The 26,507-nt window shown below is 72.3% G+C and carries 18 protein-coding genes, 4 tRNA genes, 2 pseudogenes and 1 riboswitch; of the genes and pseudogenes, 13 read left to right on the plus strand and 11 right to left on the minus strand.

What is annotated here, in order from left to right; translation table 11 throughout:
- Positions 1-49 precede the first annotated feature (49 nt).
- From AB0M11_RS31725 to AB0M11_RS31740, 4 genes are all read right to left on the minus strand, one after another.
- A tRNA-Asp gene (locus AB0M11_RS31725) sits at positions 50-124 on the minus strand.
- 37 nt (positions 125-161) lie between these two features.
- Positions 162-234 (minus strand) — tRNA-Glu (locus tag AB0M11_RS31730).
- An 81-nt stretch (positions 235-315) separates the two neighbouring features.
- The gene (locus AB0M11_RS31735; RefSeq protein ID WP_365711578.1) at positions 316-1,884 is read right to left on the minus strand and encodes a metallophosphoesterase; all 1,569 of its coding nucleotides are present in this window, start codon (positions 1,882-1,884) and stop codon (positions 316-318) included.
- A 144-nt stretch (positions 1,885-2,028) separates the two neighbouring features.
- On the minus strand, positions 2,029-2,379 hold the full coding sequence (locus AB0M11_RS31740) for a metallopeptidase family protein (protein ID WP_365711579.1): 351 nt from the start codon (positions 2,377-2,379) through the stop codon (positions 2,029-2,031).
- A gap of 159 nt (positions 2,380-2,538) precedes the next feature.
- Between AB0M11_RS31740 and AB0M11_RS31745 the strand changes: the two genes are divergently transcribed.
- Complete coding sequence (locus AB0M11_RS31745) at positions 2,539-3,468, plus strand: hypothetical protein (RefSeq protein WP_365711580.1); 930 nt, start codon at positions 2,539-2,541, stop codon at positions 3,466-3,468.
- 44 nt (positions 3,469-3,512) lie between these two features.
- On the opposite strand, the gene AB0M11_RS31750 is transcribed toward AB0M11_RS31745, so the two are convergent.
- A complete protein-coding gene (locus AB0M11_RS31750) occupies positions 3,513-4,112 on the minus strand; it encodes a hypothetical protein (protein ID WP_365711581.1) in 600 nt (199 codons plus the stop codon).
- Positions 4,113-4,246: 134 nt separating this feature from the next.
- Here AB0M11_RS31750 and AB0M11_RS31755 point away from each other — a divergent pair, with 134 nt between their 5' ends.
- From AB0M11_RS31755 to AB0M11_RS31780, 6 genes and pseudogenes are all read left to right on the plus strand, one after another.
- A complete protein-coding gene (locus AB0M11_RS31755; protein WP_365711582.1) occupies positions 4,247-4,771 on the plus strand; it encodes a hypothetical protein in 525 nt (174 codons plus the stop codon).
- A gap of 535 nt (positions 4,772-5,306) precedes the next feature.
- Positions 5,307-7,490 carry a DEAD/DEAH box helicase gene (locus tag AB0M11_RS31760; protein ID WP_365711583.1) on the plus strand — a complete coding sequence of 728 codons (2,184 nt, stop codon included), beginning with the start codon at positions 5,307-5,309 and terminating at the stop codon, positions 7,488-7,490.
- Between the two features lie 187 nt (positions 7,491-7,677).
- Positions 7,678-9,801 carry a VCBS repeat-containing protein gene (locus AB0M11_RS31765; RefSeq protein WP_365711584.1) on the plus strand — a complete coding sequence of 708 codons (2,124 nt, stop codon included), beginning with the start codon at positions 7,678-7,680 and terminating at the stop codon, positions 9,799-9,801.
- Between the two features lie 81 nt (positions 9,802-9,882).
- Entirely contained in the window at positions 9,883-11,421 is a 1,539-nt protein-coding gene (locus tag AB0M11_RS31770) for an amino acid permease (protein ID WP_365711585.1), read from the plus strand.
- Between the two features lie 109 nt (positions 11,422-11,530).
- Positions 11,531-11,603, plus strand: a tRNA-Lys gene (locus tag AB0M11_RS31775).
- 204 nt (positions 11,604-11,807) lie between these two features.
- Positions 11,808-12,477: pseudogene (locus tag AB0M11_RS31780) on the plus strand (relaxase/mobilization nuclease domain-containing protein); the annotation flags it as partial.
- A 79-nt stretch (positions 12,478-12,556) separates the two neighbouring features.
- On the opposite strand, the gene ribA reads toward AB0M11_RS31780, so the two are convergent.
- Both ribA and AB0M11_RS31790 read right to left on the minus strand, forming a co-directional pair.
- Positions 12,557-13,198, minus strand: coding sequence for a GTP cyclohydrolase II (ribA, locus tag AB0M11_RS31785; protein ID WP_365711586.1), 642 nt, complete (start codon positions 13,196-13,198; stop codon positions 12,557-12,559).
- Positions 13,199-13,351: 153 nt separating this feature from the next.
- Positions 13,352-13,873 carry a MarR family transcriptional regulator gene (locus AB0M11_RS31790; protein WP_365711587.1) on the minus strand — a complete coding sequence of 174 codons (522 nt, stop codon included), beginning with the start codon at positions 13,871-13,873 and terminating at the stop codon, positions 13,352-13,354.
- Between the two features lie 66 nt (positions 13,874-13,939).
- On the opposite strand from AB0M11_RS31790, the gene AB0M11_RS31795 reads away from it, so the two are divergent.
- The 5 genes and pseudogenes from AB0M11_RS31795 to AB0M11_RS31815 all read left to right on the plus strand — a co-directional run bounded on the left by AB0M11_RS31795 (position 13,940) and on the right by AB0M11_RS31815 (position 18,161).
- Entirely contained in the window at positions 13,940-15,061 is a 1,122-nt protein-coding gene (locus AB0M11_RS31795) for a dihydrofolate reductase family protein (RefSeq protein WP_365711588.1), read from the plus strand.
- A 247-nt stretch (positions 15,062-15,308) separates the two neighbouring features.
- A pseudogene (locus AB0M11_RS31800) lies at positions 15,309-15,455 on the plus strand (alpha/beta hydrolase); the annotation flags it as partial.
- Positions 15,456-15,521: 66 nt separating this feature from the next.
- Positions 15,522-15,595 (plus strand) — tRNA-Met (locus AB0M11_RS31805).
- Positions 15,596-15,866: 271 nt separating this feature from the next.
- Positions 15,867-16,027, plus strand: a riboswitch (cyclic di-AMP (ydaO/yuaA leader).
- A 7-nt stretch (positions 16,028-16,034) separates the two neighbouring features.
- A complete protein-coding gene (locus tag AB0M11_RS31810) occupies positions 16,035-17,069 on the plus strand; it encodes a M23 family metallopeptidase (protein ID WP_365711589.1) in 1,035 nt (344 codons plus the stop codon).
- Positions 17,070-17,204: 135 nt separating this feature from the next.
- The gene (locus AB0M11_RS31815; protein ID WP_365711590.1) at positions 17,205-18,161 is read left to right on the plus strand and encodes an aldo/keto reductase; all 957 of its coding nucleotides are present in this window, start codon (positions 17,205-17,207) and stop codon (positions 18,159-18,161) included.
- A gap of 103 nt (positions 18,162-18,264) precedes the next feature.
- Here the strand turns inward: AB0M11_RS31815 and AB0M11_RS31820 are convergent, their stop codons facing one another.
- The 4 genes from AB0M11_RS31820 to AB0M11_RS31835 form a co-directional block, all read right to left on the minus strand.
- Positions 18,265-19,578: a PrsW family intramembrane metalloprotease gene (locus tag AB0M11_RS31820; RefSeq protein WP_365711591.1), complete on the minus strand. Its 1,314-nt coding sequence runs from the start codon at positions 19,576-19,578 to the stop codon at positions 18,265-18,267.
- Between the two features lie 10 nt (positions 19,579-19,588).
- Positions 19,589-20,461: a tRNA (guanosine(46)-N7)-methyltransferase TrmB gene (gene trmB / locus AB0M11_RS31825; RefSeq protein WP_365711592.1), complete on the minus strand. Its 873-nt coding sequence runs from the start codon at positions 20,459-20,461 to the stop codon at positions 19,589-19,591.
- Between the two features lie 42 nt (positions 20,462-20,503).
- Positions 20,504-21,724, minus strand: a complete 1,221-nt coding sequence (gene lhgO / locus AB0M11_RS31830) for an L-2-hydroxyglutarate oxidase (protein ID WP_365711593.1) — start codon at positions 21,722-21,724, stop codon at positions 20,504-20,506.
- Between the two features lie 247 nt (positions 21,725-21,971).
- Positions 21,972-23,396, minus strand: coding sequence for an MFS transporter (locus AB0M11_RS31835; protein WP_365711594.1), 1,425 nt, complete (start codon positions 23,394-23,396; stop codon positions 21,972-21,974).
- 747 nt (positions 23,397-24,143) lie between these two features.
- Here AB0M11_RS31835 and AB0M11_RS31840 point away from each other — a divergent pair.
- Positions 24,144-26,222, plus strand: coding sequence for an asparagine synthase-related protein (locus AB0M11_RS31840; RefSeq protein WP_365711595.1), 2,079 nt, complete (start codon positions 24,144-24,146; stop codon positions 26,220-26,222).
- Positions 26,223-26,507: the final 285 nt, after the last annotated feature.

Below are 26,507 nucleotides of genomic sequence, written 5' to 3' on the forward strand. Positions count from 1 at the left end.
CGAGGGCGAGGCGGCGGACCCAGCCACGAGGTTTCACGTGAAACCTCAGCGGTCCTGACGGGATTTGAACCCGCGGCCTCCACCTTGACAGGGTGGCGAGCACTCCAAACTGCTCCACAGGACCAAGCTGTGTGTGCAACAGTGTTGCACACGATCTTGCGTGCCCCCAACGGGATTCGAACCCGTGCTACCGCCTTGAAAGGGCGGCGTCCTAGGCCGCTAGACGATGAGGGCTATCGGCCCGCCTGGGCGCTTCGTCAGCGCGTCGGGGACGTGAGAAGCATATGGGATGGCGGGGAGTATCGCCAAAACGGTTTACGGCGCCGGAGGCGAGGCGGTGCCGGACCTGCCTCCTGAGGGGGACGGGCTCGGTGAGGGGGACGGCGCGCCGCTCGGTTGCCCGCGGCGAAGCCGCTGGTCCAACGCGTCGTGCGGGAGGTGGCGGCTGACCTCGGCCGTCGTCTCGCCGAGACCGCCCAGCCTGATCTCGTCCCAGGCCTGGAGCCGCCGGCTGTCCCGGTCGAAGTAGAGGATCGAGGCCTCGATCGGGTCCGGGTACTTGCCCTCGACGGCACGCAGTCCGCTGCCGCCCGTGGAGCCCTCGATGCGCAGCCGGGTGCCGTGCGGCAGGATCTCCGTCCCCTCGTGATGCAGGTGGCCCGCCAGGACCAGGGGCACCTCGCCGTCCGTCATCCGGGCCGCCGACGGTTCATGGGCGATCGCCACGTCCACCGGGGTGCCGGCCGCCCGCTGCTCCCGCAGGGCCGTGGCGAGGCGGTCCCCGGCCCGGTCCTCGGCCGCGTCGCCGCCGGGGACGACCGAGCGGTCGGGCGTGAACTGGGGGTCGCCGATCCCGGCGAAGCGCAGCCCGCCGATCGTCTCGGCGCGGCCGTCGTCCAGCACGTGCACGTTCTTCATGCGCTGCAGGTAGCGCTGGGTGGTGCGCGAGTCGTGGTTGCCCCGGACCCAGACGTAGGGCACGCCCAGGTCGGCGATCGGGTCCAGGAAGCCGTTCTCGGCCGCCGTGCCGTGGTCCATGGTGTCGCCGGAGTCGACGATCACGTTCACCTTGTACTGCTCCACCAGCGAGGCGATGATCTTCCAGCTCGCCGGGTTCAGATGGATGTCCGAGACGTGCAGGACGCGCAGGGTCGCCGGGTCCGGCGAGTAGGCGGGCAGCGTGGAGGTGACGTCGTACAGCTTCGTCACGTTCGTCACCAGGCGGGCGAGTTCCTTCTGGTAGACGTCGAATTCGGTGACGATGCTGCGCGCGTTGCCGACCAGGGCCGGGGCGGAGGAGAGCAGTCCGGAGAACCTCGGCTCCAGGACCGACTCGGGGTTCCAGGTGGCGTACGCGGTCGCGCCGGAGGAGGCGAGCAGGGTCAGGGCGAGGCCGCCGGCGGCCAGGGCGCGGCGCGGGCGCCGGTAGACCGCGAGGCCCAGAGCGGTGGCGCCGGCGACGACGGCCACGCAGGAGCGGACGGCCAGGTCGACGGTGCCGTGCTCGACGTCGCGGGTCACCTCGTCCTGGAGGCCGGAGAGGCGTTCGGGGTGGTCCACCAGAGCCTGGGCGCGGACCGGGTCGAGCTGATCGACGTTGACGTCGAGGCGGACGGGACCGGTGTGGGTGTCCAGGTAGAGGGCGCCCAGCGGGGAGACGTTGATCTTCGTGCCGCCGGTGAGGGACGGGCGCAGCGTCATCGTCGTGTCCATCGGGCCGACCTGGGCGGGGACGTTCCCGACGATCAGCAGGCCGAGCCAGGCGCCGACGAGGACGACGGCCGCCAGGCCGAGGGCGCGGCTCCAGACGGGCGCCCGCTGTGCCTCCGGGGCGAGTTCGAGAACGGGCAGGCGGGCTCGGGTTCGGGTGCGGACGCGGGCCATTGGTGCCGTATGCCCAGGAATGCGGGTGCGTATGCGGTGCGGCGCGACCTGCGCACGCGCGTCGCGCGAGGCGCGAGGCGTGGTGGGCGCGGGGCGGGCGCTGGCGCGGGGCGGGCGCTGGCGCGGGCGCGGGGAGAGGAGGAGTCACCCCCAGCCCAGTTCATGGAGCCGGGTGTCCCCGATGCCGAAATGGTGCGCCACCTCGTGGACGACGGTCACGGCGACCTCATGGACCACGTCGTCCGGCGTCTCGCAGTAACGCAGGGTCGGCCCCATGTAGATGGTGATGCGGTCGGGCAGGACCCCGGCGTACCACTCGCCGCGTTCGGTGAGCGGTGTCCCCTCGTACAGGCCCAGCAGCTCCGGGTCGTCGGCGGCCGGTTCGTCCTCCACGAACACGGCCACGTTGTCCATGACCCGCGTCAGCTCGGGCGGGATCCGGTCCAGGGCCTCGCTCACCAGCTCTTCGAAGCTGTCGCGTGTCATCTCCAGCACAGGGCCATTGTCGGGGACGAACGCGGCTGTGGCCCTATTGCACGTCTGTGACAGCGCACGCACAGCCCCGTCACCACCCCCGGGAAGACTTCGATCAGCGGGAAGCCGACTACTGACCGTTTGTCCTGTCGCAGCGTCATCCACCCTGGGGGGAACCCGATGTCCGCACGTTACCGTCGTCGTACCGCAGTGGCCGCCGTCACCGGTGTCGCCGCACTGCTGGCCGTGGCCGGTCTGTCCGCCACCGCGACGGCCGCCCCCGCCGCCAAGGCCGTGACCGTGCCCCGGGGGCTGACCATCAGCGACGGCACCCGGCACGTTCTCGTCGGTGGCCGGTCCATCGACTTCGGTACCGTCGTCCGCGACCTGGCCTGGAACCCGAGCGGCAGCAAGGCCGCCTTCGTCGACGGCCACGGCAACCTCGTCGTCTCCGACCCCGACGGCAGCCACCGTGTCACCGTCGCCGCCAATCCGGGCAACCAGACCTGGTCCCACCCGACCTGGCAGGTCGCCGCGGCGGACCGGACGAACGGCATCCCCGCGAAGAACAACATCATCTTCGCCGCCAAGATCCACGGCAGCACCGTGCTGGAGCGCGTCAAGGCCACCAGCGACCACGGCAAGCCGGTCAAGATCAGCCTGTACAGCGACGACCCGGAGGCGGGCGCCCTCCCGCAGACGAACAACGCCTGGCCGAACGTCGGCGGGTCCCACGGCACGGCCGTCTACGACAACACCCGCACCGGCGAGGTCTACATCCGGGACGACTACCTGCGCCAGCAGGGCGGTGCGCTGGCCAAGGGCTCCGAGCCCGCGCTCTCCCCGGACGAGGAGGAGATCGTCTTCGTCCGCTCGGTCGGCGGGCACGACCACCTCTTCGTGGACGACCTGAGCGCCGGCACCAACGCCGTCAAGGACGTCACCCCGCACGCCACCACGGACTACACCGAGCCCGCCTGGTCGCCCAACGGCAAGACGATCGCCTTCCGGACGCCGGGCGGCACCTACACCGTCACCAGGACCGGCCACGGGTTCGGCAGCCCCGTCAAGGTCTCCGCCCACAAGGGTCTGCCCGCCTACCGCGGCTGACGCCTGCCGGGTCTGACGCGGCGGACGCCTGCCGGGGCTGAGGCCTACCGCGGCTGTCCGCCGTCCTGCCTGCCGCCCGACCGGCCCGCCGCGCGGGCGAGTTCGGCCCGCAGCGCCGGCAGGTGCTCGTCGGCGGTGTCGTGCGGCAGGAACTCGACCACGTCCAGGAAACGGAACAGGACCTGGGACCTGGTGACGGCGAACTCGTAGTCGCCGAAGCCCACCACGGCACCCAGCTCCCCTCGCACCGCACCCCGGACGACATGCGCGGTCATGTCGTCCGGGGTTTCCGCGCTCGTGCCCCGCCTGGCGTTGGGGCGGGCCAGATACGGGCAGACCATCGAGGCGTAGAGCATGCACGCCCGGTGCCCCGGCGCCTCCAGGGTCGGTGCCAGGTTCCGGTACGGCCGCCCGGCGTCCAGCGTGTCACGGATCGCGGCACTCTCCGCGGCGCCGACCACCCGCCACACCGGGCCCTTGGGCATCAGGGTGTTGCAGACGGAACAGAGCCGGTTCCGGGCGCACTCCGCGCTGCGTTCGTAGTCGGTGAGCGCGAACCGGGGGGTCTCGTCCTCCCACGGAGTGATCGCGGGCACCGGGTAGCCGCGGCTGTCACGAGGCCTGGCCTCGACGCTCGGCGGCATGGGAACGGAGTCGAATCGCACACCCCATGGTGGACCACACACCCGTGCCCTCGCGACGGCCGGGGGCGTGTCCTCTTGTGGGCGGCGGGAGTTGGGCAGGTTGACTTCTTTCTCCGCCCCCGGAGGTGGCCACCGTGCGCCCCTTGAACGTACCCGTCCGTCTGGTCGTCACGGTGATGGCGGTCGCGGCCGCCGCCGGCTGTGTGAACGTGGGTGACGACGCGGGGAAGGCGAAGCCGTCGCACTCGGCGGGGCACCGGGACGGCGACGTGGCCGACGGCGGGTCCGGGGTGTCCGGTGAGGGGAGCGCGGGCTACGGCGGTGCGGCGGCCGACGGGAAGCGCGGGCACGGGGAGAAGGCGAAGCCGGGGGAGTCGGCGTCGGCGTCCGCGAAACCGACCAAGGGGGCGAGCGCGTCCGCGGCGGTGCCGGCGAAGCCGGGTGACAGCGCGGCGCCGGGGGTGCCGGCCGGGCCGACGGGGGCCCCGACGACGCCCGCCCCACCGCCGGCCTCGCCCACCCCGCCTCCCGCTTCCCCCACCCCACCGCCCCCGGCCACGGACCCGCCGTCGGCCGAGCCGTCCTCCTCCGCCCACCAGGACACGGGCACCCAGTTGGTCCAGCGCGAACCGGCCCCGGAAGCGGGAACCCCGGCGTGAAGGGGGGCGCCGACGCAGGGGGGCGCACGCCGTCGGCCACCGCCGGACCGATCCGCGGGGGCTGGGCGCCCGGGGAAGAGGGTTGGTTCGGGCCGTGGGTGGGGTGATTGCCGGGTAGGGGGGCCGGGGTCAGGTGTGGGGTGTGTCACGGGGGCGGGAGGGATCGGGCGGGGGGATCACGGGTGGACGGAGATGGGGGTCTCGGTGGGGAAGAAGTTGGTGGGGGCGGGTGTTGTGGGGGTCGTAGGGCTGCGCGTCCGGTCTGTGCGAGCTGTGTGGCGGCGGATTGGCGTGAGCGTCTTTGGGGCTGAGGCAAGCCTGCTGTGCGCTGTGTGGTTGGCGCTCGGTTTGCCTTCCGGGGTGTTGGGTGCGTATGGTGGTAGATCGTTTGATCCCATTTGCCCGGCGCCACCGCAGAGCGCGCCGTGTGGCGCGTACTCTCCCTTGCCGTGGCGGACCGCATTGAGGCGGTCGTGAGCGAATCACGGAGTTGACGGGCGCGTGCCGAAGAGACTCCGGAAGGTTTCGCATACGCATGTCCGTGTCCAGTAATGATCAGCTCGTCGTGCCCGAGAACATCCAGGACGACGAACTGGTGACCCAGGTCTCCGAAGAGACCGCTGACACCACCGACACCACCCCCCAGACCACCTTCGCCGACCTCGGCCTCCCCGAGGGCGTCGTGCGCAAGCTCGCGCAGAACGGCGTGACGACCCCCTTCCCGATCCAGGCCGCGACCATCCCGGACGCCATGGCCGGCAAGGACATCCTCGGCCGTGGCCGCACCGGCTCCGGCAAGACCCTCTCCTTCGGTCTGCCGACCCTTGCCACCCTGGCCGGCGGCCACACCGAGAAGAAGCGGCCGCGCGCCGTCATCCTCACCCCCACCCGCGAGCTGGCGATGCAGGTCGCCGACGCGCTCCAGCCCTACGGCGACGTCCTCGGCCTGAAGATGAAGGTCGTCTGCGGCGGTACGTCCATGGGCAACCAGATCTACGCCCTGGAGCGCGGGGTCGACATCCTCGTCGCCACCCCGGGCCGCCTGCGCGACATCATCAACCGCGGCGCCTGCTCCCTGGAGGACGTGCAGATCGCCGTCCTCGACGAGGCCGACCAGATGTCCGACCTGGGCTTCCTGCCCGAGGTCACCGAGCTGCTCGACCAGATCCCGGCCGGCGGCCAGCGCATGCTCTTCTCCGCCACGATGGAGAACGAGATCCAGACCCTGGTCGAGCGCTACCTGAACAACCCCGTCCACCACGAGGTGGACGCGGCCCAGGGCGCGGTCACGACCATGTCGCACCACATCCTCATCGTGAAGCCCAAGGACAAGGCGCCGGTCACCGCCGCGATCGCCTCCCGCAAGGGCCGCACGATCATCTTCGTCCGCACCCAGCTGGGCGCCGACCGCGTCGCCGAGCAGCTGCGCGACGCCGGGGTGAAGGCCGACGCGCTGCACGGCGGCATGACCCAGGGCGCCCGCACCCGGACCCTGGCCGACTTCAAGGACGGCTACGTCAACGTCCTGGTCGCCACCGACGTCGCCGCCCGCGGCATCCACGTCGACGGCATCGACCTGGTGCTGAACGTCGACCCGGCCGGCGACCACAAGGACTACCTGCACCGGGCCGGCCGTACCGCTCGCGCGGGCCGCACCGGTACGGTCGTCTCCCTCTCCCTGCCGCACCAGCGGCGCCAGATCTTCCGGCTGATGGAGGACGCGGGCGTCGACGCCGGCCGTCACATCATCAACTCCGGGACGGCCTTCGACCCCGAGGTCGCCGACATCACCGGCGCCCGGTCCATGACCGAGGTGCAGGCCGAGTCCGCGGGCAACGCGGCGCAGCAGGCCGAGCGGGACGTCGCCCAGCTCACCAAGCAGCTGGAGCGGGCGCAGCGCCGGGCCACCGAGCTGCGCGAGGAGGCCGACCGCCTGGTCGCCCGGGTCGCCCGCGAGCGCGGCGAGGACCCCGAGGTGGCGGTGGCCGAGGCACAGGCCCAGGCCGAGGCCGAGGCCGCGGTGGTCGAGGAGACCGTCGTGGCGGCGGAGCCGGCGGCCCCGGCGGCGCGGGAGACCGAGCGCCGGGACAGCAGGGAGCGCGGCTTCGAGAAGCGCTCCTTCGACCGGGACCGCGACCGCGGCGAGCGCCCGTTCAACCGCGACCGTGATCGCGACCGTGGCTTCGAGCGTCGCGACGACCGGGGCGGCCGCCCCTTCGAGCGCCGGGAAAACCGCGAGCGCGGTTTCGAGCGCCGGGACGACCGTCGCCCCTTCGACCGGGACCGTGACGACCGCGGTGGCCGCTCCTTCGACCGCGACCGCACCGACCGTCCGTTCAACCGCGATCGTCGTGACGACCGCCGGGACGACCGCGGTGGCCGTTCCTTCGAGCGCCGTGACGACCGCGGCGGCTTCCGCAGGGACGACCGCCGTGACGACCGTCGCCCGTTCGACCGGGATCGTGACGACCGTGGTGGCCGTTCCTTCGAGCGCCGTGACGACCGCGGCGGCTTCCGCCGGGACGACCGTCCGTCCGGCCACCGTGGCAGCGACCGCCCCTTCAACCGCGACCGCCGCGACGACCGTCCGGGCTTCCGCAGCGGCGGCCACAGCGGCCACGAGCGTCCGTACGGCCGTCGTGACGACCACCGTGGCTCCTCGTCCTCCGGCTCCTTCGGCCGCCGTGACGACAAGCCGCGCTGGAAGCGCAACGGCTGACACCGAGTGAGCTGAGCGGAGGGCCCGTACGACGACCTGTCGTACGGGCCCTTCCGCGTTCCCGGACCCGGCCGCCCGCCCCCCTCGCCCGCCCGTCAACCGCCGCCCGTTCGGGGGCAATTCGCTGTTGACGGCTGGGTGCCGGTTGTTAACATCCTCTGACTTTTTACTTTCCCTGGGGGGTTCCTTGAGCCGGCACGTCCGGATCGCGCTCACTCTCGTCGGCCTGGCCGCCCTCGGCGCCGGTTCGCTGACCACCGCGGGCACCGCCGCCGCGGACACCACCCCGACGCCGATCACGACGGACGGCGTCTGGGGCATCGACTACGCGGGCGGCTTCCTGACCACCGTGGAGAACACGCCGAGCGGCTACCAGTGGGTGGTCGGCCGGAAGATCTCGGCCGACGGCTCCACGGTGCTGGAGAAGACGTACCGTGGGTACGCCGACACGTACGCGTACGGCGACCATGTCCAGCGGGTGCCGTGCGACGCGGGTCCGCGAGGCTGCGTGCCGATGCGCACCTTCGGCAACACCTGGCTCGGCGACTTCATGGACGACGGCACCGGCAGGCAGACGGCCCAGATCCACCTGACCGACACCACGCTGGACGGCGGTCCTGAGCCGACCGTCACCGGCGGCCGTTTCGTCGACGCCACCGGCCGCTACTACGTCTACCAGGCCTCCTCCACCGGCAAGCAGTACGTCGACGCGGTGAACCCGTACCGCTACGAGGACGTCCGGCTGACCCGGTCCGTCACCGCCGCCTCCGTGTGGGGGCCGACGCTGTGGACGCCGGGCACCGGCAACGGCGTCGTCACCGGATACGACCTGGAGGCGAGGAAGACGGTCGCGACCGTCGCCACCGGCGCGCCCTGCACGGTCAAGGAACTCCAGGTCGTCGGCCGCTGGATCTACTGGAACTGCGGTCCGGCCGGCGCGGCGGGCGTGTACGACCGTACGGCGAAGAAGAACATCACGGTGCCCTCCGGCCCGGCGCTCGTCGGCGACGGCTACCTCGTCCAGCACGACCGGGCCGCGGGCAGGCTCATGCTGACGGACTTCCACACCGGGACCGCGGCCGCGGCGCGCGCGATCGCCGACCTGCCCGCCGGGCACACCGCCGACCAGCGGCGGCTGACCTGGTCCGTGGACAAGTTCGGCGGCGACATCGCGTACGTCGGCCCGGACGGCGTGATCCGGATCGTGCCGAGCGGGGTGCCGACGCAGTCCCTGTCGGGGATCGAGTCGGATGTGGACGACTCGGACGAGGACGCCAGGGAAGGTGTCTCGGGCAGCACCACCTGGGACAGCCTCTGGCAGTTCAGCAAGCCCGCGAACTGGACCTTCACGGTGAAGGACGCCCACGGGCACGCCGACCGCACCATCAAGGGCAGCGGTGCGTCCGTCGACCTCGACTGGGACGGCACGAACGACGCGGGCGGCTATCCGCTCAACGGCCCGAAGACCTGGACGCTGACGGCCACCGCCGTCGAGGGCTCGGGCACGTACACCACGAGCGGGAAGTTCGGCTACACCGGCGGCACCCAGGGCTTCCACGATCAGAGCGGGTACAGCTACGGCGACCTGGTCACCCTCAGCTCCTCCGGCGGCCTCACCCTGCACTCCACCACGGGCGACGGCAGGTTCAGTGGCACGTGGACGGCCTCCGGCTGGCCGAAGGGCACGGCCGCCGTGCCCTTCGGGGACATGACCGGCGACCGGTGCGCCGAGCTGCTGGTGCGGATGCCGAACGGGGAGCTGCGCCGGTACACCGGCAAGTGCGGCGGCTCGTACAAGCCGACCGACCAGCACGTCTCCCTCGGCACCGGCTGGAACGCGTACAACGTCCTCACCGCCCCCGGCGACCTCACCGGCGACGGCAGGACCGACCTGCTGGCCCGCAAGGCCTCCACCGGCGACGTCTACCTGTTCGCCGACAACGGCAGCGGCAAGCTCAAGGCCGGCGTCAAGATCCGCACCTGGTCGGCGTACACGAAGATCGTCGGCGCCGGTGACCTGAACGGCGACGGCTTCGGGGACGTGCTGGCGGTGGACAAGGCCGGCACACTGTGGCGCTACGACGGTACCGGGGCGGGACAGGTCAAGGAGCGGGTGCAGGTCGCCGCGCACTGGAACGCCTCGTACAACGCGGTCGTGGGCGTCGGTGACATCACCGGGGACGGCAGGAACGACCTGGTGATGCGGGACACCGCGGGCAACCTGTACCGGCAGACGGGCAGCGGCAAGGGGACGTTCGCGGCGCGCGTGCGGATCGCGACGGGGTGGCAGGGCTACCGGGCGCTCTTCTAGGCCTGTTTCCGGCCTGCTACACCCGGTTTTCGGCCATGCTGTGACGCATGTCACGCCCCCAGGGTGGGAATCGCTGGGGGCATGACAGATGACGCGACAGTCAAGTCGTCCGCAGGCGCGCCACCCGCCCTCTCCGACGAGGAACGGCTGGCCCAGCTCGGCTACACCCAGGTCCTGGCCCGCCGCATGTCGGCCTTCTCGAACTACGCGGTCTCCTTCACGATCATCTCGGTCCTCTCCGGCTGTCTCACCCTCTACCTGTTCGGCATGATCACCGGCGGCCCGGCGGTGATCACCTGGGGCTGGGTGGCCGTCGGCCTGATGACCCTCTTCGTGGGCCTGTCGATGGCGGAGATCTGCTCCGCCTACCCCACCTCGGCGGGCCTGTACTTCTGGGCCCACCGGCTGGCCCCGCCCCGTTCGGCCGCGGCCTGGGCGTGGTTCACGGGCTGGTTCAACGTGCTCGGCCAGGTGGCGGTGACGGCGGGCATCGACTTCGGCGCCGCGTCCTTCCTGGGTGCCTACCTGAACCTCCAGTTCGACTTCACCGTCACCCCCGGCCGCACGATCCTGCTCTTCGCCGGGATCCTCGTGCTGCACGGCCTCCTCAACACCTTCGGTGTCCGCATCGTCGCCCTGCTGAACAGCGTCAGCGTGTGGTGGCACGTGCTCGGCGTCCTGGTGATCGTCGGCGCGCTGACCTTCGTCCCCGACCACCACCAGTCGGCGTCCTTCGTCTTCACCAGGTTCGTGAACGAGACGGGCTGGAGCAGCGGCCCGTACGTCGTCCTGATCGGCCTCCTGATGGCCCAGTACACCTTCACGGGGTACGACGCCTCGGCGCACATGACCGAGGAGACCCACGACGCGGCGACGGCGGGCCCCAAGGGCATCGTCCGCTCGATCTGGACGTCCTGGATAGCCGGCTTCGTGCTCCTCCTCGGCTTCACCTTCGCGATCCAGTCGTACGACAAGGAGCTGAAGTCCCCGACCGGCGCGCCTCCCGCCCAGATCCTCCTGGACGCGCTCGGCGCCACCACCGGCAAGCTCCTCCTCCTCGTGGTGATCGGCGCCCAGCTCTTCTGCGGGATGGCGTCGGTGACGGCCAACAGCCGCATGATCTACGCCTTCTCCCGCGACGGCGCGCTGCCGTTCTCCCGCGTCTGGCACACGGTCAGCCCCCGCACCCGCACCCCCGTGGCGGCGGTCTGGCTGGCGGCCCTCGCCGCCCTCGCGCTGGGCCTGCCGTACCTGATCAACTACACGGCCTACGCCGCGGTGACGTCCATCGCGGTGATCGGCCTGTACGTGGCGTACGTGATCCCGACGCTGCTGCGGGTGCGCAAGGGCGACGCGTTCGAGCGGGGACCCTGGCACCTGGGCCGCTGGTCGCTGGTCATCGGCGTGATCTCGGTGACGTGGGTCGTCGTCATCACCGTCCTGTTCATGCTTCCGCAGGTCTCCCCGGTCACCTGGGAGTCCTTCAACTACGCCCCGGTGGCCGTCCTCGCGGTCCTCGGCTTCGCCGCGATCTGGTGGCAGGTCTCGGCCCGCCACTGGTTCCTCAACCCGGACCGGACGGCGCGCCCGGAGGACACCGCCAAACTGGTCGATCTCTGACCCACCGGGCCACTTCCACCCCACTTCCGCCACGCGACGCGGCCACGACCCCGATACCCGATCGGCCAGACGCCTTCGTCCGGCTATGCTCGGGGAGGCAACATCGCCTGGGCCGTTAGCTCAATTGGCAGAGCAGTGGACTTTTAATCCATTGGTTGTGGGTTCGAGTCCCACACGGCCTACCGGTGGCGGGGGAGGTAAACGCCCTCTGACCTGCTATGCAGCGCCTGAGTCGGCTTCGGTCGGCTCAGGCGCTGACTCGTTTTCGAGCCATTGCGTGAGCGATGCGTGCGCGGATGTGGCCGTGGCCTGCGGATCGGCTGCGGGTCGGGCGGACGGTTCGGCGGTCGCCCGACGCGACCGGGGGATCGGCTTCGCTGCCGGGCTGCCGCTGGATCGCCGTACGCCACGCCGACGACCACACCACATCCTCGCCGCCACTGCCCGCGAAGACGGCCGCCGTCCCCAACTCCACGACAGCGGCCTCCGTGTCGGCGACGCCTGCCGCGAGATCGAGAAGGTCTACGGGCTGCGCCGCCTGGAGAAGGGCGACCGCACAGGTGCCCGGCGCCCCACCCAGGCCGAGATGCACAAGGCCGAATGCCTCGGCTGGGACCAGACCCGCGCCGAGTGGCTCCAGGACCGCATCCGCGCCGCCATCCCCCACGTGACCAACGCCGAGGAGTTCATCGCCCACCTCGAAGCCGACGGCGTCGAGGTCCAGTTCAGGCCCAGGCTCACATCACCGCCCTCGGCGAACTCCTCGAAGCCACCGCCCAGCAGGCACCCGCCCATCTGCGCGCCGAACTCCGGGTCACCGCCGCGGCGTTCGGCCGGGTCCAGCGTTCCCAGGTCCGGGCGGAAGAACGTGCCGCCCGGACTCTGCGCAGCGCGGCACGCGACATCGTGCACACCGTCACCGGCTCCGGCGGCAGCGCACTTGCCGCCCTGGTTGCAGCCCTCGTCTGGGCCGTCACAGTCGCCGGGCGCCGGCACGAAGCGAAGAGCCACGCCCACCAGGCCGACGCCGCCCGCCGAGCCGTCGAGGTCGTCGAGAACACGCGTCAGCCGGTCGTCCGCGGTGGCTTCCTCGTCGGTGTGCCGGTTGCTGCCGGCATACCGCGCCCGGCGCGGCTCAGCCCGCGTTCAGTTCCGTCAGTTCGGCCAGCGGCAGGGTGTGCTGGGTGTGCAGGACCTTCGCGCGCAGGTAGCGGACGTTGTGGGCGGTGCTGAAGACGCCGGTCGGGACGCGGTCGCGGACGGTGACGCCGAGGCCCCGCAACTGCTCGGCCTTGTCGGGGTTGTTGGAGAGCAGGTCCAGGTCGCCGATGCCGAGGGCGGCCAGCATCTGGGCGGCGGCGGTGTAGTCGCGGGCGTCCTCGGGCAGGCCGAGGGCGGCGTTCGCCTCGTAGGTGTCCAGGCCCTGGTCCTGGAGGGCGTAGGCGTCGAGCTTGTTGTAGAGGCCGATGCCCCGGCCTTCCTGGCGCAGGTAGAGCAGGACGCCGCCGCGGTCGGCGATGCGCTCGACGGCCTCGCGCAGCTGGGGGCCGCAGTCGCAGCGGGCCGAGCCGAAGACGTCGCCGGTCAGGCACTCGGAGTGCAGGCGGACCAGCGGGAGGGCGCCGGGGGCGGGCTCGCCCAGGACGACGGCGACGTGCTCCTGACCGTCGGTCAGTCCGTGGAAGGTGACGAGCTCGGCGTCGACGCTGTAGCCGTCGGCGAAGCGCAGCGGGACCCGGACACGGGCGCGCTGGGTGGCGGCGGGGAAGTCGGTCATCGGGTTCTCCAGTGTCCGGGTGCAGGACGGCAGTCCCGGTACGGGACGTCGCGGGTGCCTGCTTCAGATTTGAAGCAGATCCACGGAGGGAACCCTACCTCATGCTTTAAATTTGAAGCAACAGATTACCCCGAGGTTTCGCGAGTCCCGGTTTCACGAACCGGAACAGGGGGACGAGCGACGCCGCCACGGCACCTCGTCCGACGTCGGCCTGGGGGCCTCGTCGCCCTCCAGCGCCCGCGCGATCGCCGAACCGATCGTCTCCAGCTGCTCCACCTGCTCGTCGGAGAGCTGGTCGAAGACCGCCGCCCGCACCGTCTCCACGTGCCCCGGTGCCGTGCGCTCCAGCACCGCCATGCCCTCGTCGGTCAGGATCGCGAAGCTGCTCCGCTTGTCCCACTGGCAGTCCTCGCGCCGGATCAGCCCGTCCTTCTCCAGCCGCGTCACGGCGTAGGTCAGCCGGCTCCGGGTGATCTTCGACTTCTCGGCGAGGTCGGTCATGCGCAGCCTGCGCTCCGGCTCCTCGGCGAGGTTGGCGAGGATGCCGTAGTACAGGTGCGGCATGCCGGCGTCCTGCTGGAGCTGCCGGTCGATCGCGTCCTCCAGGAGGTGCGTCGCCGCCATGAACGCGCGCCACGCGCGCTGCTCCTTGGGAGTGAGCCAGCGAGTCTTCATGCACCCAGTGTAGGTTTGTTTCAAACTTTAACCAAGACTGCCCGTCCCCGGGAGTGAGCGCGTCCGATGCCCTACCCCTACGTCCTGCTCTCCGCCGCCGTCTCCCTCGACGGCTACCTCGACGACACCGGCCCCGACCGGCTGCTGCTCTCCTCGCCGGCCGACTTCGACCGCGTCGACGAGGTGCGGGCGTCCGTCGACGCGATCCTGGTCGGCGCCGGCACCATCCGCGCGGACAACCCGCGGCTTCTGGTCAACGACCCGGATCGGCGCGCGGCCCGGCTGGCGGCGGGCAGGCCGGAGTACCCCCTCAAGGTCACGGTCACCGCGACCGGAGAACTGGACCCGGAGGCGAAGTTCTGGCACACGGGCGGCGCGAAGGCCGTCTACACGACGGACGAGGGCGCGGAGCGGGCCCGGGTCGCGGCGGACGTCGTGTCCCTGGGCCCGGAGCTCGACTGGCGGCGCCTCCTGGAGCACCTGCACGACGTGCGGGGCGTCCGGCGCCTGATGGTCGAGGGCGGCGGCACGGTCCACACCCAGCTCCTCCAGCAGGGCCTGGCCGACGAGCTCCAGCTGGTGCTGGCCCCGCTCTTCGTCGGCGATCCGAAGGCCCCGCGCCTGTTCGGGCCGGGCGGCTACCAGGCCGGGCGGCTGCGGCTCCTGGAGACCCGCCGTATCGAGGACGTCGTCCTGACCCGGTACGAGCCCACGGCCCCGGGCACGGGCGCGGTGCCGTCCGCCGCCGACCGCCACTGGCTGCGGCTCGCCTGCGAACTGGCGGCCGACTGCCCGCCCTCCCCGACCGCGTTCAGCGTCGGCGCGGTGGTGGTCGCGTCCGACGGCACGGAACTGGCCCGCGGCCACTCCCGGGAGGCCGGCGATCCCGTGGTCCACGCGGAGGAGGCGGCCCTGGCCAAGATCCCCCCGGCCGACCCCCGCCTGCCCGGCGCCACGGTCTACACCAGCCTCGAACCCTGCACCCGCCGCGCCTCCCGTCCGCACCCCTGCGCCGAGCTGATCCTGCGGGCCGGGGTACGGCGGGTGGTGACCGCCTGGCGCGAGCCGGACACGTTCGTGACGGCGGCCGACGGGACGGGGGCGTTGCGCGAGGCGGGGGTGTCGGTGCTGGTCCTGGAGGAGTACGAGACGCCGGCGAAGGCACCGAACGGGCATCTTCTCGGGTGAGGGGGAGACCGAGGGGGGAGATCGAGGAGGGGCGGGCCGCGGTGCTTTTGCGGGTGCGGGTGCCTGGGGGTGCTCGCACAGTTCCTCCCCCAGCCTTCGGCCGGGGGGACCCAGCACCCCTTCGGGGCACGTTGCGGCAGCGCCCCTTCAGGGGCGCGGGGAACTGCGCGACAAGCCCCCACCGGCCCGCGGCCAGGTACCGCGCCACCGGGCCCAGGGTCAGCATTCCGCTGGCGGCGCCGGCGTGTGGGGCGCGCAGCTCGGCTACGACGCTCCCGGGGTGTGGAAGGCCTGGGCGCCGGACCTGGACCACCAGCTGACCCGCGCCGGGCATTGCATGGCCGAAGAGGCACCCGACGAGATCGCGGCCACGATCGGGGGCCTGCCGGCCCGGAACCTGCACCGCTTGTTTAACCCGTGCGACTCCCGGTCTTCGGATGGCGTATGCTGGTGTCACCGACGCGGGGTGGAGCAGCTCGGTAGCTCGCTGGGCTCATAACCCAGAGGTCGCAGGTTCAAATCCTGTCCCCGCTACTGAAGCCCAGGGCCGGAATCCGATGCATGCATCGGATTCCGGCCCTGAGTCGTATCCAGCGCTCCGTGGACGTGGTCACCACCGATACCTGTGGGACTCCTGAGCCGAGCCGCGCGCCTCGTCGACTCGACCGTTTTTGACCGGTCATGGCAGGTAAGTCCAGGCTTTGAAAGCTTAATGATCAAGGCCAACAGCTTGGAAACTGATAGCCGGGTCTATTAACGTTCGATAACGCAGCGCGGTCGTCCCAGCCGTCACCCGAGACGGCTCCGTGCGCACGCGCCGAATCCCGCAAGGGAACCGGGGAACCACCACCTTGGGGTGAATCGCACGTCTACCGCCGGGTACGAAACGGCAGGTATACGCGCGTAGGAGACCTTCCTGCTCCGAACCCGTCAGCTAACCCGGTAGGCGGCGGAAGGAAAGGAGTGCGCCCGCGTGGCGTCCAACCCGCCTGCTCCCACAGCCCCGTTCGTGCCCAGCCAGCGCCGACCCGACACCTTCGGCTACGGCGGCTACCGCTCCGACGAGGGCCCCTTCGAGGAGTGGAACCCCACCGAGGAGTCCCTCGCCGCGGTCCGCGGCCGGCACCGGGTCACCAAGCAGAAGGGCGGCGGCCTCGCCCGCAGCTCCACGGTTCTCGGCGTCGGCGTCATCGCTGCCGTCGGCGCGGGCGGCATGGCCAGCGCGAACACCGGCAAGCCGCCGGTCTCCATCTCCCTGTCCGACCTGCCCTCCTCCGTCAGCTCCCTGCTGGGCGAGGACAGCGGTCACCAGGCCGTCCAGACCGCCCTCAGCAGCGTCACCACGGCGGCCGCCACCGACGCGGACTCCTCCGCGGACGCCGGTGAAGCGCTGCGCAGCCGGATCATCGCCCAGGCCGCGCAGCAGCAGAGCCAGCTCGACACCAAGGCCGGCGCCAAGGCCGCCGCCGCCGCCGACAAGGCGCTCGCCGCCGCCGAGGCCAAGGCGGAGAAGGCGGCCGCAGCGAAGGCCGCCGACGCCAAGGAGAAGGCCGAGGCGTCCGCGAAGCAGAAGGCCGAGCAGGCCCACCTCGCCGAGCTGGCCAAGCAGTACACGCTGCCGGTCGTCTCGTACACGCTCACCGGCACCTTCGGCCAGGCCGGCTCCATGTGGTCCTCCGGCTACCACACCGGCCTCGACTTCGCCGCGCCCACCGGCACGCTGATCAAGGCCGTGCACAGCGGCACGGTCACCGAGGCGGGCTGGGCCGGGGCCTACGGCTACCGCACGATCATCACCCTCGACGACGGCACCGAGCTGTGGTTCTGCCACCAGTCCTCGATCGGCGTGAAGGTCGGCCAGAAGGTCGCCACCGGCGACGTCATCGGCCGCGTCGGCGCCACCGGCAACGTGACCGGCCCCCACCTCCACCTGGAGGTCCACCCGAACGGACAGGCCACCGCCATCGACCCGATGGCCTGGCTGCGCGGCAAGGGCCTCAACCCCTGACCCGGACGGGCCGCGAGACCTTTACAAGACCCGACACCTCTACAAGACCCGACGCCTTTGCAAGAACCGACGCCTTTACAAGAACTTCGTGTTGCGCCGGGATGGGGCGTGCGGGGACGCGTGTTGAAGTGGGGCATGACTGGTTCTTCCGCATCCCTCCGCAAGCTCGGCGCCTCCGACCTGGAGGTCTTCCCGCTCGCCCTCGGCGGTAACGTCTTCGGCTGGACCGCCGACGAGGCCGCCTCGTTCGCCGTGCTCGACGCTTACACCGCCGCGGGCGGCAACTTCGTCGACACCGCCGACTCGTACTCGGCGTGGATCGAGGGCAACAAGGGCGGCGAGTCCGAGACGATCATCGGCAAGTGGCTCAAGGCGCGCGGCAACCGCGACGACGTCGTCATCGCGACCAAGGTCAGCCAGCACCCCGAGTACCCGGGCCTGTCCGCCGCCAACATCAAGGCCGCCGCCGACGCGTCCCTGCGCCGTCTGGGCACCGACCGCGTCGACCTGTACTACACGCACTTCGACCAGCCCGAGGTCCCGGTCGAGGAGATCATCGGCGCGCTGGACGAGCTGGTGCGGGCGGGCAAGGTCCGGCACATCGCCGCGTCCAACATCACGCCGGAGCGGCTCCAGGAGTCCCTGGACTTCTCCGACCGCGAGGGCCTCGCCCGCTACGTCGCCCTCCAGCCCCACTACAACCTGGTCTCCCGCGACACCTACGAGGGCCCGCTGCAGGACCTGGCCTCCCGCACCGGCCTCGCGGCCGTCCCCTACTTCGCCCTGGCGTCCGGCTTCCTCACCGGCAAGTACCGGCCCGGCACGACGGTCGACAGCGCGCGAGCGGGCCGGGTCGCCCAGTACGCCGAGTCGGAGCGCGGCCAGAAGGTCCTGGCGGCCCTCGACGAGGTCGCCGCGGCCCACGAGGCCCCGATCCCCACGGTCGCCCTGGCCTGGCTGGCGGCCCAGCCCACCGTCACGGCCCCGATCGCCTCGGCCCGCACCCTCGACCAACTCCCGCCGCTGCTGGGCGTGGCAGAGCTGACCTTGACGGACGAGGACCTCAACAAGCTGACGACAGCCTCCGCCTGACGGCCCGCGCCCGGCGGCCGCCGGCGACTTCTCCTGCGCCGCGACACCGCTCAGCCACCACGGCGCGTCCCGGCGGTGCCGTACCCTCCGCGGCCTCGGAGCGCTAGCTCCGGTACGGGTTGTACGACGGGTACGGCACCGCCGCCCCCTGCCACCCCGGGACGGGCGCCCCGTAAGGCGACGGCACGTGAGCGGCGTACCCCGGCCAGCCGCCCGGCGCGGCCGTCCGGGCCGCGTACTCCAGGGCCGGCCGCACCAGCTCCCGTCGGCCCCACAGCTCCGCCAGCAGCTCCCGCTCCCGGACCACGAAGTCGGCCCCCGCCCGCCCCCGCTGCCCCCGGCGCCGCAGCAGCGCCAGCGTCGTCGCGTACCCCTCGTACTCGGCGACCGACCTCCCCGCCGCCTTCCCGAAGTGGTACGAGGCGTACTCCCGGGCCATCTGCCGCGCCCGCATCGACCCGAGCACGAACGGCTCGGCCGCCCCCAGCCACCCCGCGTAGACGTACGCCGGCAGCTCTTCCCGCACGGTGCGCAGCTCACGCTGGCGCGTCCACACGGCCAGCCAGGTCAGCAGTCCGAACGTCGGCACCATGAACATGGTGTAGACGGCGAAGAAGCCGAACTGGCCGAACGTCGACGACCCGTTCCAGAACGCGTGCATGCTCATCGCCAGCAGCAGCCCGGCGAGCGGCACCAGCACCCGCCGCGTCCGCTGCCGCTCCCCGGAGAGCGCGGCGATGCCGAAGCCGATGCCGGTGAGGACGGTGAAGAGCGGGTGCGCGAACGGGGACATCACGATGCGCACGAAGAAGGTGGCGGCGGTGACGGAGGCGATCCCGCTGTCACCGGTCAGCTGGTCGGTCCCGAAGGCCGTGCCGAGGTAGAGGATGTTCTCGGTGAACGCGAACCCGGTGGCGGTGACCCCGGCTATCACCACCCCGTCGACGATCCCGGTGAAGTCCCGTCTGCGGAAGAGGAAGACGAGGAGCACGGCCGCCGCCTTCGCCGACTCCTCGACCACCGGCGCTATCACGGTCGCCCCGAGCCGGTCCGCGCTGCTCGGATCCGCGGTCGCCGTCGCTATCCACTTCGTCGCGAAGCTGTTGGCGACGATGGCTATCAGCGCGGCCGCGCAGGCGCCCCACGCGAAGGCGAACAGCAGGTTCCGCCAGGGACCGGGCTGCACCCGGTCGAGCCACCGGAAGGCGGCCACGAGCAGCGGCACCGGCAGGACGGCGAGGCCGAGCCCGACCAGGAAACCCTCCGTCCCCGTCTGCTCCCGCACCAGCGCGAGGATCACCAGGCCGGAGAGGGCCAGCAGCGTGCCCGGCGCCCCGTACCGCACCCAGCGCCGCTGCCACCAGCGGGGTGGAGGGTGCTGCGGATACGGCGGGTACGGCGGCGGAAAGGTGGCCACGGCATCGACCCTAACGAGGTGACTCCCGACGGTGCTGCTCGCACTGCCGCACCCGGTGCTGTACGCGGCGGAAGAGCAGATCGTTCACCACATGTCCCTTGTCCAGCCCCTGGCCCTCGAAACGGGTCAGCGGCCGATGCGCCGGACGTGGCGCGAAACCGCCGTCGGCCTGCGTGTTCTCGAACTCCGGGTGGGCGCCCAGCACGTCGAGCATCTGCTCGGCGTACGGCTCCCAGTCCGTCGCGCAGTGCACGATCGCGCCGGGGCGCAGCCGGGTCGCGGCGAGATCGAGGAACTCGGCCTGGATCAGCCGCCGTTTGTGGTGCCGCTTCTTGGGCCACGGGTCCGGGAAGTACACGCGCAGCCCGTCCAGCGAGTCCGGCGTCAGCATCTCCCGGAGCAGGATGATGGCGTCGCCGTTCCCGACCCGGACGTTGGACAGCCCGTTCTGGTCGGCGAGGTTGAGCAGGTTCCCCTGACCGGGCGTGTGCACGTCGACGGCGAGGATGTTGACGGCCGGGTCGCCGACGGCCATCTGCGCGGTCGCCTCGCCCATCCCGAACCCGATCTCCAGCACCACCGGGTTGCCGTTCCCGAACAGCTCGCCGAGGTCGATCACCCGCTGCCCGTCGATGTCCAGGCCCCACTTGGGCCACAGCCGCTGCAGCGCGTCGGCCTGCCCGGCGGTGACCCGGCTGCGCCGCGGCTGGAAGCTGCGGATCCGCCGCTCGAAGTGCGACCCGGCGGGATCGGCCCTGGGCCCGTCCGGGAACCGGGGCTCGCCCTTGGCCCGGGTGTGCCGGACGGACACCCCGGGGGCGTGCGGCGGCTGCTCGCCGGACTCGGGGGTTTCGGTTTCGGAGGCATTGAGGAAATCAGACACAGTGGGTCGATTTTACGGCCCTGCGGGGGACGGCCGACGGGGTCACACCGCGTCCAGCATCGCCAGCGCCCGCCGTGCCACCTCCCGCCCGATCGGCAGCGAGGCCGTCGCCGCCGGCGAGGGTGCGTTCAGCACGTGGACCGCCCGCGGCGCCTCCTTGATCAGGAAGTCGTCGACGAGCGTGCCGTCCCGCAGCACGGCCTGCGCCCGTACCCCCGCGGCCGCCGGCACCAGGTCCCCCGCCTCGGCGGCGGGCAGCAGCCGGCGCACGGCCGTCGTGAACGCCTTCTTCGACACCGACCGGCGCAGCTCCCCGCCCCCGTACTTCCAGTGCCGCCGGGCCAGCGCCCAGGCCCCCGGCCAGGCCAGCGTCCCGGCGACCTCCCACGGCCGTACGACGCCCCAGCCGTAGCCCTCCCGGGCCAGCGCCGGCACCGCGTTGGGCCCGATGTGCACGCCGCCGTCGATCCCGCGGGTGAGGTGCACCCCGAGGAACGGGAACGCCGGGTCCGGCACCGGGTACACCAGCCCCCGCACCAGCTCCGGCCGGGCCAGTTCGTAGTACTCCCCCCGGAACGGCACGATCCGCATCCCCGGGTCGTCCCCGGTCAGCCGCGCGACCTCGTCGCAGTACAGCCCCGCGCAGTTGACCAGCACGCGCGCGCGGACGACGGCACCGTGCGCGGTGAGCACGGCCACGCCCCGCTCCGGCCGCCGGTCCACCCGGACCACCCGCGCGCCGTACCGGATCTCCGCCCCCGAGGCCCGCCCGAGCTGCCGGGCGACCCCGACGAAGTCGCACACCCCGGTCGTCCCGACGTGTATGGCGGCGAGGCCCCGCACCTCGGGCTCGTACTCCCCGATCTGAGCGGCCCCGAGTTCCCGCACCGGGATGCCGTTCTCCCGGCCGCGCTGCACGAGCGCGTGCAGCCGGGGCATCTCCGCCCGCTCGGTGGCGACGATCAGCTTGCCGGTGACGGCGTGCGCGATGCCGTACTCCGCGCAGAACTTGACCATCTCCGCGCCGCCCTCGACGGCGTACCGCGCCTTCAGCGACCCCGGCCGGTAGTAGATCCCGCTGTGGATGACCCCGCTGTTCCGGCCCGTCTGGTGCCGCGCCGGCCCGGCCTCCTTCTCCAGCACGGTGACCCGGGTCCCGGGCGCGGCACGAGTGATCGCGTACGCGGTGGACAGCCCGACGATCCCACCCCCGACGACAAGCACGTCACAGTCGTAACCAACCCCGGCGGACACCCGCACCACCTCCCACGTCGATAGTGCACTGCGCCACTGACAGCCACTTCAAACGCACGGTTGGTGAAGCGCCCCGTAAGGGCGTGGGGCGGTGTCCGATCTGCGGCTGCCGCCGCGTGGGCGCGACCGGTCAGGCGCCCCCGAAGGGGCGCTGGGGGTCCCCCCGGCCGAAGGCTGGGGGAGGAACTGCGCGACCAGCCCCCACGCACCCGCACCCGCCGATCGGACAGAACCCGGCAGACGCCCAGGGCGAACGTCACGCCGGCGCCATCAGCAACGGCCGGGCCCGCTCCCGCAGCTCCACCACCCTCGGCTCGTCCCCGTACGGCTCCAGCCGGTGCAGCAGATCCTTCACGTACTCCGTGGTCCGCGCCGAAGATATCCGCCCGGCCACCTCCACGGCCCGCACTCCCTGCTCGCAGGCCGCGTCGAGATTCCCCGACTCCAGTTCGGCGACGGCGGAGACGACCAGCCGCAGCCCGTGCGAGCGCACGAACTCCTCCGTCGGCTTGGACAGAGCCTGCTCCGTGAAGCGCCGCACCTGCCGCGGCGCCTTGAGGTCCCGGTAGCACTCGGCCGCGTCCGCCGCGAACCGGTCGTAGCCGTAGAAGCCGAGCCAGGAGGGATCGTTGTCCCCCTCCCGCGCCCGTTCCAGCCAACCCTCCGCCGCCTTCAGCGCGGCCCCCGCGGCTTGCGCGTCACCGGCACGCGCGTGTGCCCGCGCCTCGACCAGCCGGAAGAAGCTCATGGTGCGGGCGGTCGCCAGCCCCCGGTTCCGCTCCACGGCGGCCTGCGCGAGATCGACGCCCTCGTCGCCGAACCCCCGGTAGGTCGCCTGCAACGACATCGATGCCAGGACGTACCCGCCGAGCGGTACGTCCGCCGCCGCGCGGGCGAGCCGCAGCGCCTGGATGTAGTACCGCTGCGCGGCCTCCTGCTGCCCGGTGTCGAAGGCCATCCACCCGGCCAGCCGGGTCAGTTCGGCACTCGCCCCGAACAGCGCCCGCCCGACCTCGTCGGAGTACGCGCCCAGCAGCAGCGGCGCCGCCTCCACGCGTAAGCACTCCGGCACCATCGACGAACGCCAGTCGCCGCCGCCGTACTTGGAGTCCCAGCGCCGGGCGTCCTCGGCGGCCTCCCGCAGCTTCTGCACATCGCTGTGGCCGACTTTGAGCGGTGCGCCCGAGCCGTCCACGCTGTTCGCCTCGCGCGCCACCGAACTGTCGGCGGGAGTTATCAGCCACCGCGAGGCGGGCGTTGCGTATGCGCTTACTGCGAACGATCCGGCCAGCGACTGCCAGATGCCGCCCGAACCGGCCCGGCGGCCGGCCAGGTCGAGGCGGTACAGTTCCGTGGCCGACCGCACCGCCTGGCCGACGTCCCTGGGGAAGGCGAGGCCCACTTCGGGGGCGGGATCCGCGTCCGCCAGGCCGATCTCGTGGAGCGGCACCGGGCGGCCGAGCTTCTGGCCGATCGCGGCGGCGATGAGGTGGGGCGCGGCACCCTGCGGCACCATGCCCTTCGACACCCAGCGCGCCACCGACGTCTTGTCGTAGCGAAGAGTCAACCCGCGTTGAGCGCCAAGGTCGTTGACGCGTCGCGCGAGTCCTGCGTTGCTGATTCCCGCGAGGGCGAGAACGGCGCCGAGCTTTTCGTTCGGCCCGCGTTGCTCCCTGGACATGCGCCACCCCTCGACACAGACGGCTGCCGCGCTGGCATAACCACGCGGCATTCGTAAACCCAGCGTAGTTCGCCGCATCCCAAGCGTTAAGGGGCATTGTTCCGGATGGCGGGATTGTGGTCCGTACGCGAGTGCGGCCCAGACACGCACCGTGCACGGCCTGTCGCGGCGTGCCCCCGCCGTGTGGCCGTGCGCCCGCCCGTGCGCTCTTCTCCGGCCATCTGGGGAGCGGTTCCATGGCTGGTGCGTGGGTCGGCCCGCTGTACTGGATCCAGTGGGCTGGGGGACACCGCCACCTTCATCCCCGCGGGTGGCGGACCGGTCCGGGAGGCGATGCCCGCCTCCCGGACTGTGCGCGTTCGAGCACGCGCGCGTGCGATGCGCAAAGCATGTACGGAGCGTGCGCACGCCCGCGTGGTCATTCTGGATTTGGCCGAAAATCGCCCCCGCTGCTCGCGGGTGATCAACGCTCCTACCATGGCAATTGAGGGCGCGAAGGGCGTTTTGGGGGAGCGTACAGGGGGCGCATTCGCGTCGCAGTGGCCCGGTGCCGTACGGCCGTCGACGCTCGCCGCCGCTCTCCCGCGGCACGCGCACGCGGCCGGTCCTGCGGCGACGCAGTGACAACTCCGTTGAATCTTCCAGGGATCAAAGGCGGCCCCACCGCCCCTCCGGACCGGGTCCTTCATGGCAGCATGGGGACCCGGTTCGTACCGGCATGGTTGTCCACAGCCTGTGGAGGCGTCGATGCGGTGGTTGGTGGGATGGAGCAGCACCGCCTCCGGTGCCGTCACGATCGGCTCCGCCGGCGCCACGGGCTACGACGGCGAGACCGTCCACCCCATCGGCTCGCAGCTCCTGTGGGGCGACCCCGATCCGCTCTGGGCGGTCGGCGACTGGCGCCCCGACGAGGTGCGCGTCATCAAGGCCGACGCGCAGAACCGCATCGCCGTCCTCGGCACCTGCGGCGCCAGCGACGAGGAACTGCGCCTCGGCCTCTTCACGGCGCGCGGGGGCGCACTGCGGCATCTGACCGCCTGGCCCGGCAGCTACACGGCCGTCGTCCAGGTCGGCCGCCGGGTCACCGTCTGCGGCGACCTCGCGGGTGCCCGCCCGGTCTTCTACAGCCCCTGGGCAGGCGGTACGGCCTACGCCACGGCCGCCCTCCCGCTCGCCGACCTCATCGAGGCCAACCTCGACTACGGCCATCTCGCCGCCCTCCTCGCCGTCCCCGACGTGCCGGCCGCCCTGCACGACTCGACCCCCTACGAGGGCGTGCGGCGCATCCCACCGGGGCATGCGCTGATCCTGCGCACCGGGGCGCGCGAGGTCGCCGGCTACGAGCAGGTCGCCTCGCTCGCGGTCGCGGCCCCCTCCGCCGACCCCGACCGCGCGGTGGACGCCGTACGGGACGCGCTCGTAGAAGCAGTACGCGCGCGGCTGTCGGCACCCCGGCACGTCCCGGACATCGACCCGGGTCCGGTGCCCGGCATGGGGCCCGCGGAGCGCCGCGCGGCACGCGGGATGCCGGTCCCGGGCATCGGCGCCGACCTCTCCGGCGGCCCGGCGTCGGGCACCCTCGCGCTGCTCGCCGCGGGGCTGCCCGGGATGCCGGGCACCATCCTCGGCCACGGCACGGGCGCCGGCGAACGCCTCCTCGCCGTCACCTTCAACGACCTCGCCGTGGGCGGGCGCGAGGCCGAACTCGAACGCGCGGGCACCCTTGCCGCCAACCCGCGCCTGCACCACGTGGTGGTCACCGGCGGCGAGGAGATGCTGCCGTACGCCGACCTCGACGGCCCCCTCACCGACGAACCGGGCCCGTCCCTGGTTTCCGCCGCCCGGCACCGCGCCCGGCTCGCCGCCGGCAGCGCCGACCACTTCACCGGCTACGGCGCCCGTCAGGTCCTCGACGCCCACCCCGCGCGCCTCGCCGACCTGCTGATGGACCGCAAGCGCCGCCACCTCGTGCGCCCGGTCGCCGCGCTCGCCAAGGCCGACGGCTCGGTGATGGTCCCCGCGCGCGTGTACAGCGCGGCCCGGCGCCTGGCGCGCACGCCGTACCGCGCGGGCGTCGAGTCGCTCGCCGAGCGCCTGCTGCGGCGCCGGTTCGACGACCCCGGAGGGGCGGTGGGCGCCTCCCTCGCGGCGCTGACCTGGGCGAGACCGGGCCCGGCGGCGCGCTGGCTGACCGGCGAGGCGCTGGCTGAAGTATCGGTTCTGCTCCAGGGGGCGGCGAACCGCTCCGGGGTCGGCCCCGGACAGCGACCCGGAGACTACCGCGCGCGTGCGGTACTGGCCCGGCATGCGGCCGACATCCGCGTGCTGGAACAGGCCGCCGAGATCCGCTCCCAGCGCCTCCACGCCCCCTTCCTGGACAACCAGGTGGTCCGCGCCTGCCGTGCCCTCCCCGAGGCGCTGCGGGTCCAGCCGGGCGCCCGCGCGGCCATCCTCCGCACGGTCCTGGAGGGCGCCGGTGTCACCGACCTCCCGCCGGGCTGGGGCGCCCCTTCCCACGCCTCCTCGGCGGCCGCCACCCGGACGGGGCTGCGCGTGGCGGCCGACGAGCTGATCTCCCTCTTCTCCACGCCGCTGCTGGCGCAGGCGGGCCTGGTGGAGGCGAGGGTGGTCCGCAAGGCGCTGCGCGCGGCGGCGGCGGGGGAGCCGTTGCCGCTGGACGGCCTGGCCGACCTGGTCTCCCTGGAGCTCTGGCTCCGCCGGCTCCTCTCCCGCCGGGGCACGTGCTGGACGGGGACACCGGCGCGGGCCCGTGCGGTCCCTGCCGGGGTGACGCCGATGAGGGGGGCGTTGGCGTCGGGGGCGTGAGGTGGTGGGGGTGCCCTCATGTCCGGGGGGTGAGGTGGTGACGGTGCCGTCGTGGTCGGGGGCTGCGCCCCGGGGCCCGCTTCGGGGTGGGGACCTTGTGGTGCGTCCGCGGGTCGGTGGGGGCTGATCGCGCCCGCGCGGCGGAGCCGCACATCGAATACAGCCCCGCGCCCCTTACGGGGCGCTGCAGCCGGCGCTTCCCAGCACACCCGTGGCTGGGGGGAGGCACCCGACAAGCGTCGGTGAGTGTCCTCACCCCCGGCCCCAGCATGCCCGGCGAACCCC

Source organism: Streptomyces sp. NPDC051987, assembly GCF_040680735.1.
Classification (GTDB): Bacteria; Actinomycetota; Actinomycetes; order Streptomycetales; family Streptomycetaceae; genus Streptomyces.

What these genes read in the sequence shown, in the direction of transcription:
- AB0M11_RS31735 (WP_365711578.1), bottom strand. Translation starts at nt 1,884, where the DNA reads ATGGCCCGCGTCCGCACCCGAACCCGAGCCCGCCTGCCCGTTCTCGAA.
- AB0M11_RS31745 (WP_365711580.1), top strand. Translation starts at nt 2,539, where the DNA reads ATGTCCGCACGTTACCGTCGTCGTACCGCAGTGGCCGCCGTCACCGGT.
- AB0M11_RS31750 (WP_365711581.1), bottom strand. Translation starts at nt 4,112, where the DNA reads ATGCCGCCGAGCGTCGAGGCCAGGCCTCGTGACAGCCGCGGCTACCCG.
- AB0M11_RS31760 (WP_365711583.1), top strand. Translation starts at nt 5,307, where the DNA reads ATGTCCGTGTCCAGTAATGATCAGCTCGTCGTGCCCGAGAACATCCAG.
- AB0M11_RS31770 (WP_365711585.1), top strand. Translation starts at nt 9,883, where the DNA reads ATGACAGATGACGCGACAGTCAAGTCGTCCGCAGGCGCGCCACCCGCC.
- ribA (WP_365711586.1), bottom strand. Translation starts at nt 13,198, where the DNA reads ATGACCGACTTCCCCGCCGCCACCCAGCGCGCCCGTGTCCGGGTCCCG.
- AB0M11_RS31790 (WP_365711587.1), bottom strand. Translation starts at nt 13,873, where the DNA reads ATGAAGACTCGCTGGCTCACTCCCAAGGAGCAGCGCGCGTGGCGCGCG.
- AB0M11_RS31795 (WP_365711588.1), top strand. Translation starts at nt 13,940, where the DNA reads ATGCCCTACCCCTACGTCCTGCTCTCCGCCGCCGTCTCCCTCGACGGC.
- AB0M11_RS31815 (WP_365711590.1), top strand. Translation starts at nt 17,205, where the DNA reads ATGACTGGTTCTTCCGCATCCCTCCGCAAGCTCGGCGCCTCCGACCTG.
- AB0M11_RS31835 (WP_365711594.1), bottom strand. Translation starts at nt 23,396, where the DNA reads ATGTCCAGGGAGCAACGCGGGCCGAACGAAAAGCTCGGCGCCGTTCTC.
- AB0M11_RS31840 (WP_365711595.1), top strand. Translation starts at nt 24,144, where the DNA reads ATGCGGTGGTTGGTGGGATGGAGCAGCACCGCCTCCGGTGCCGTCACG.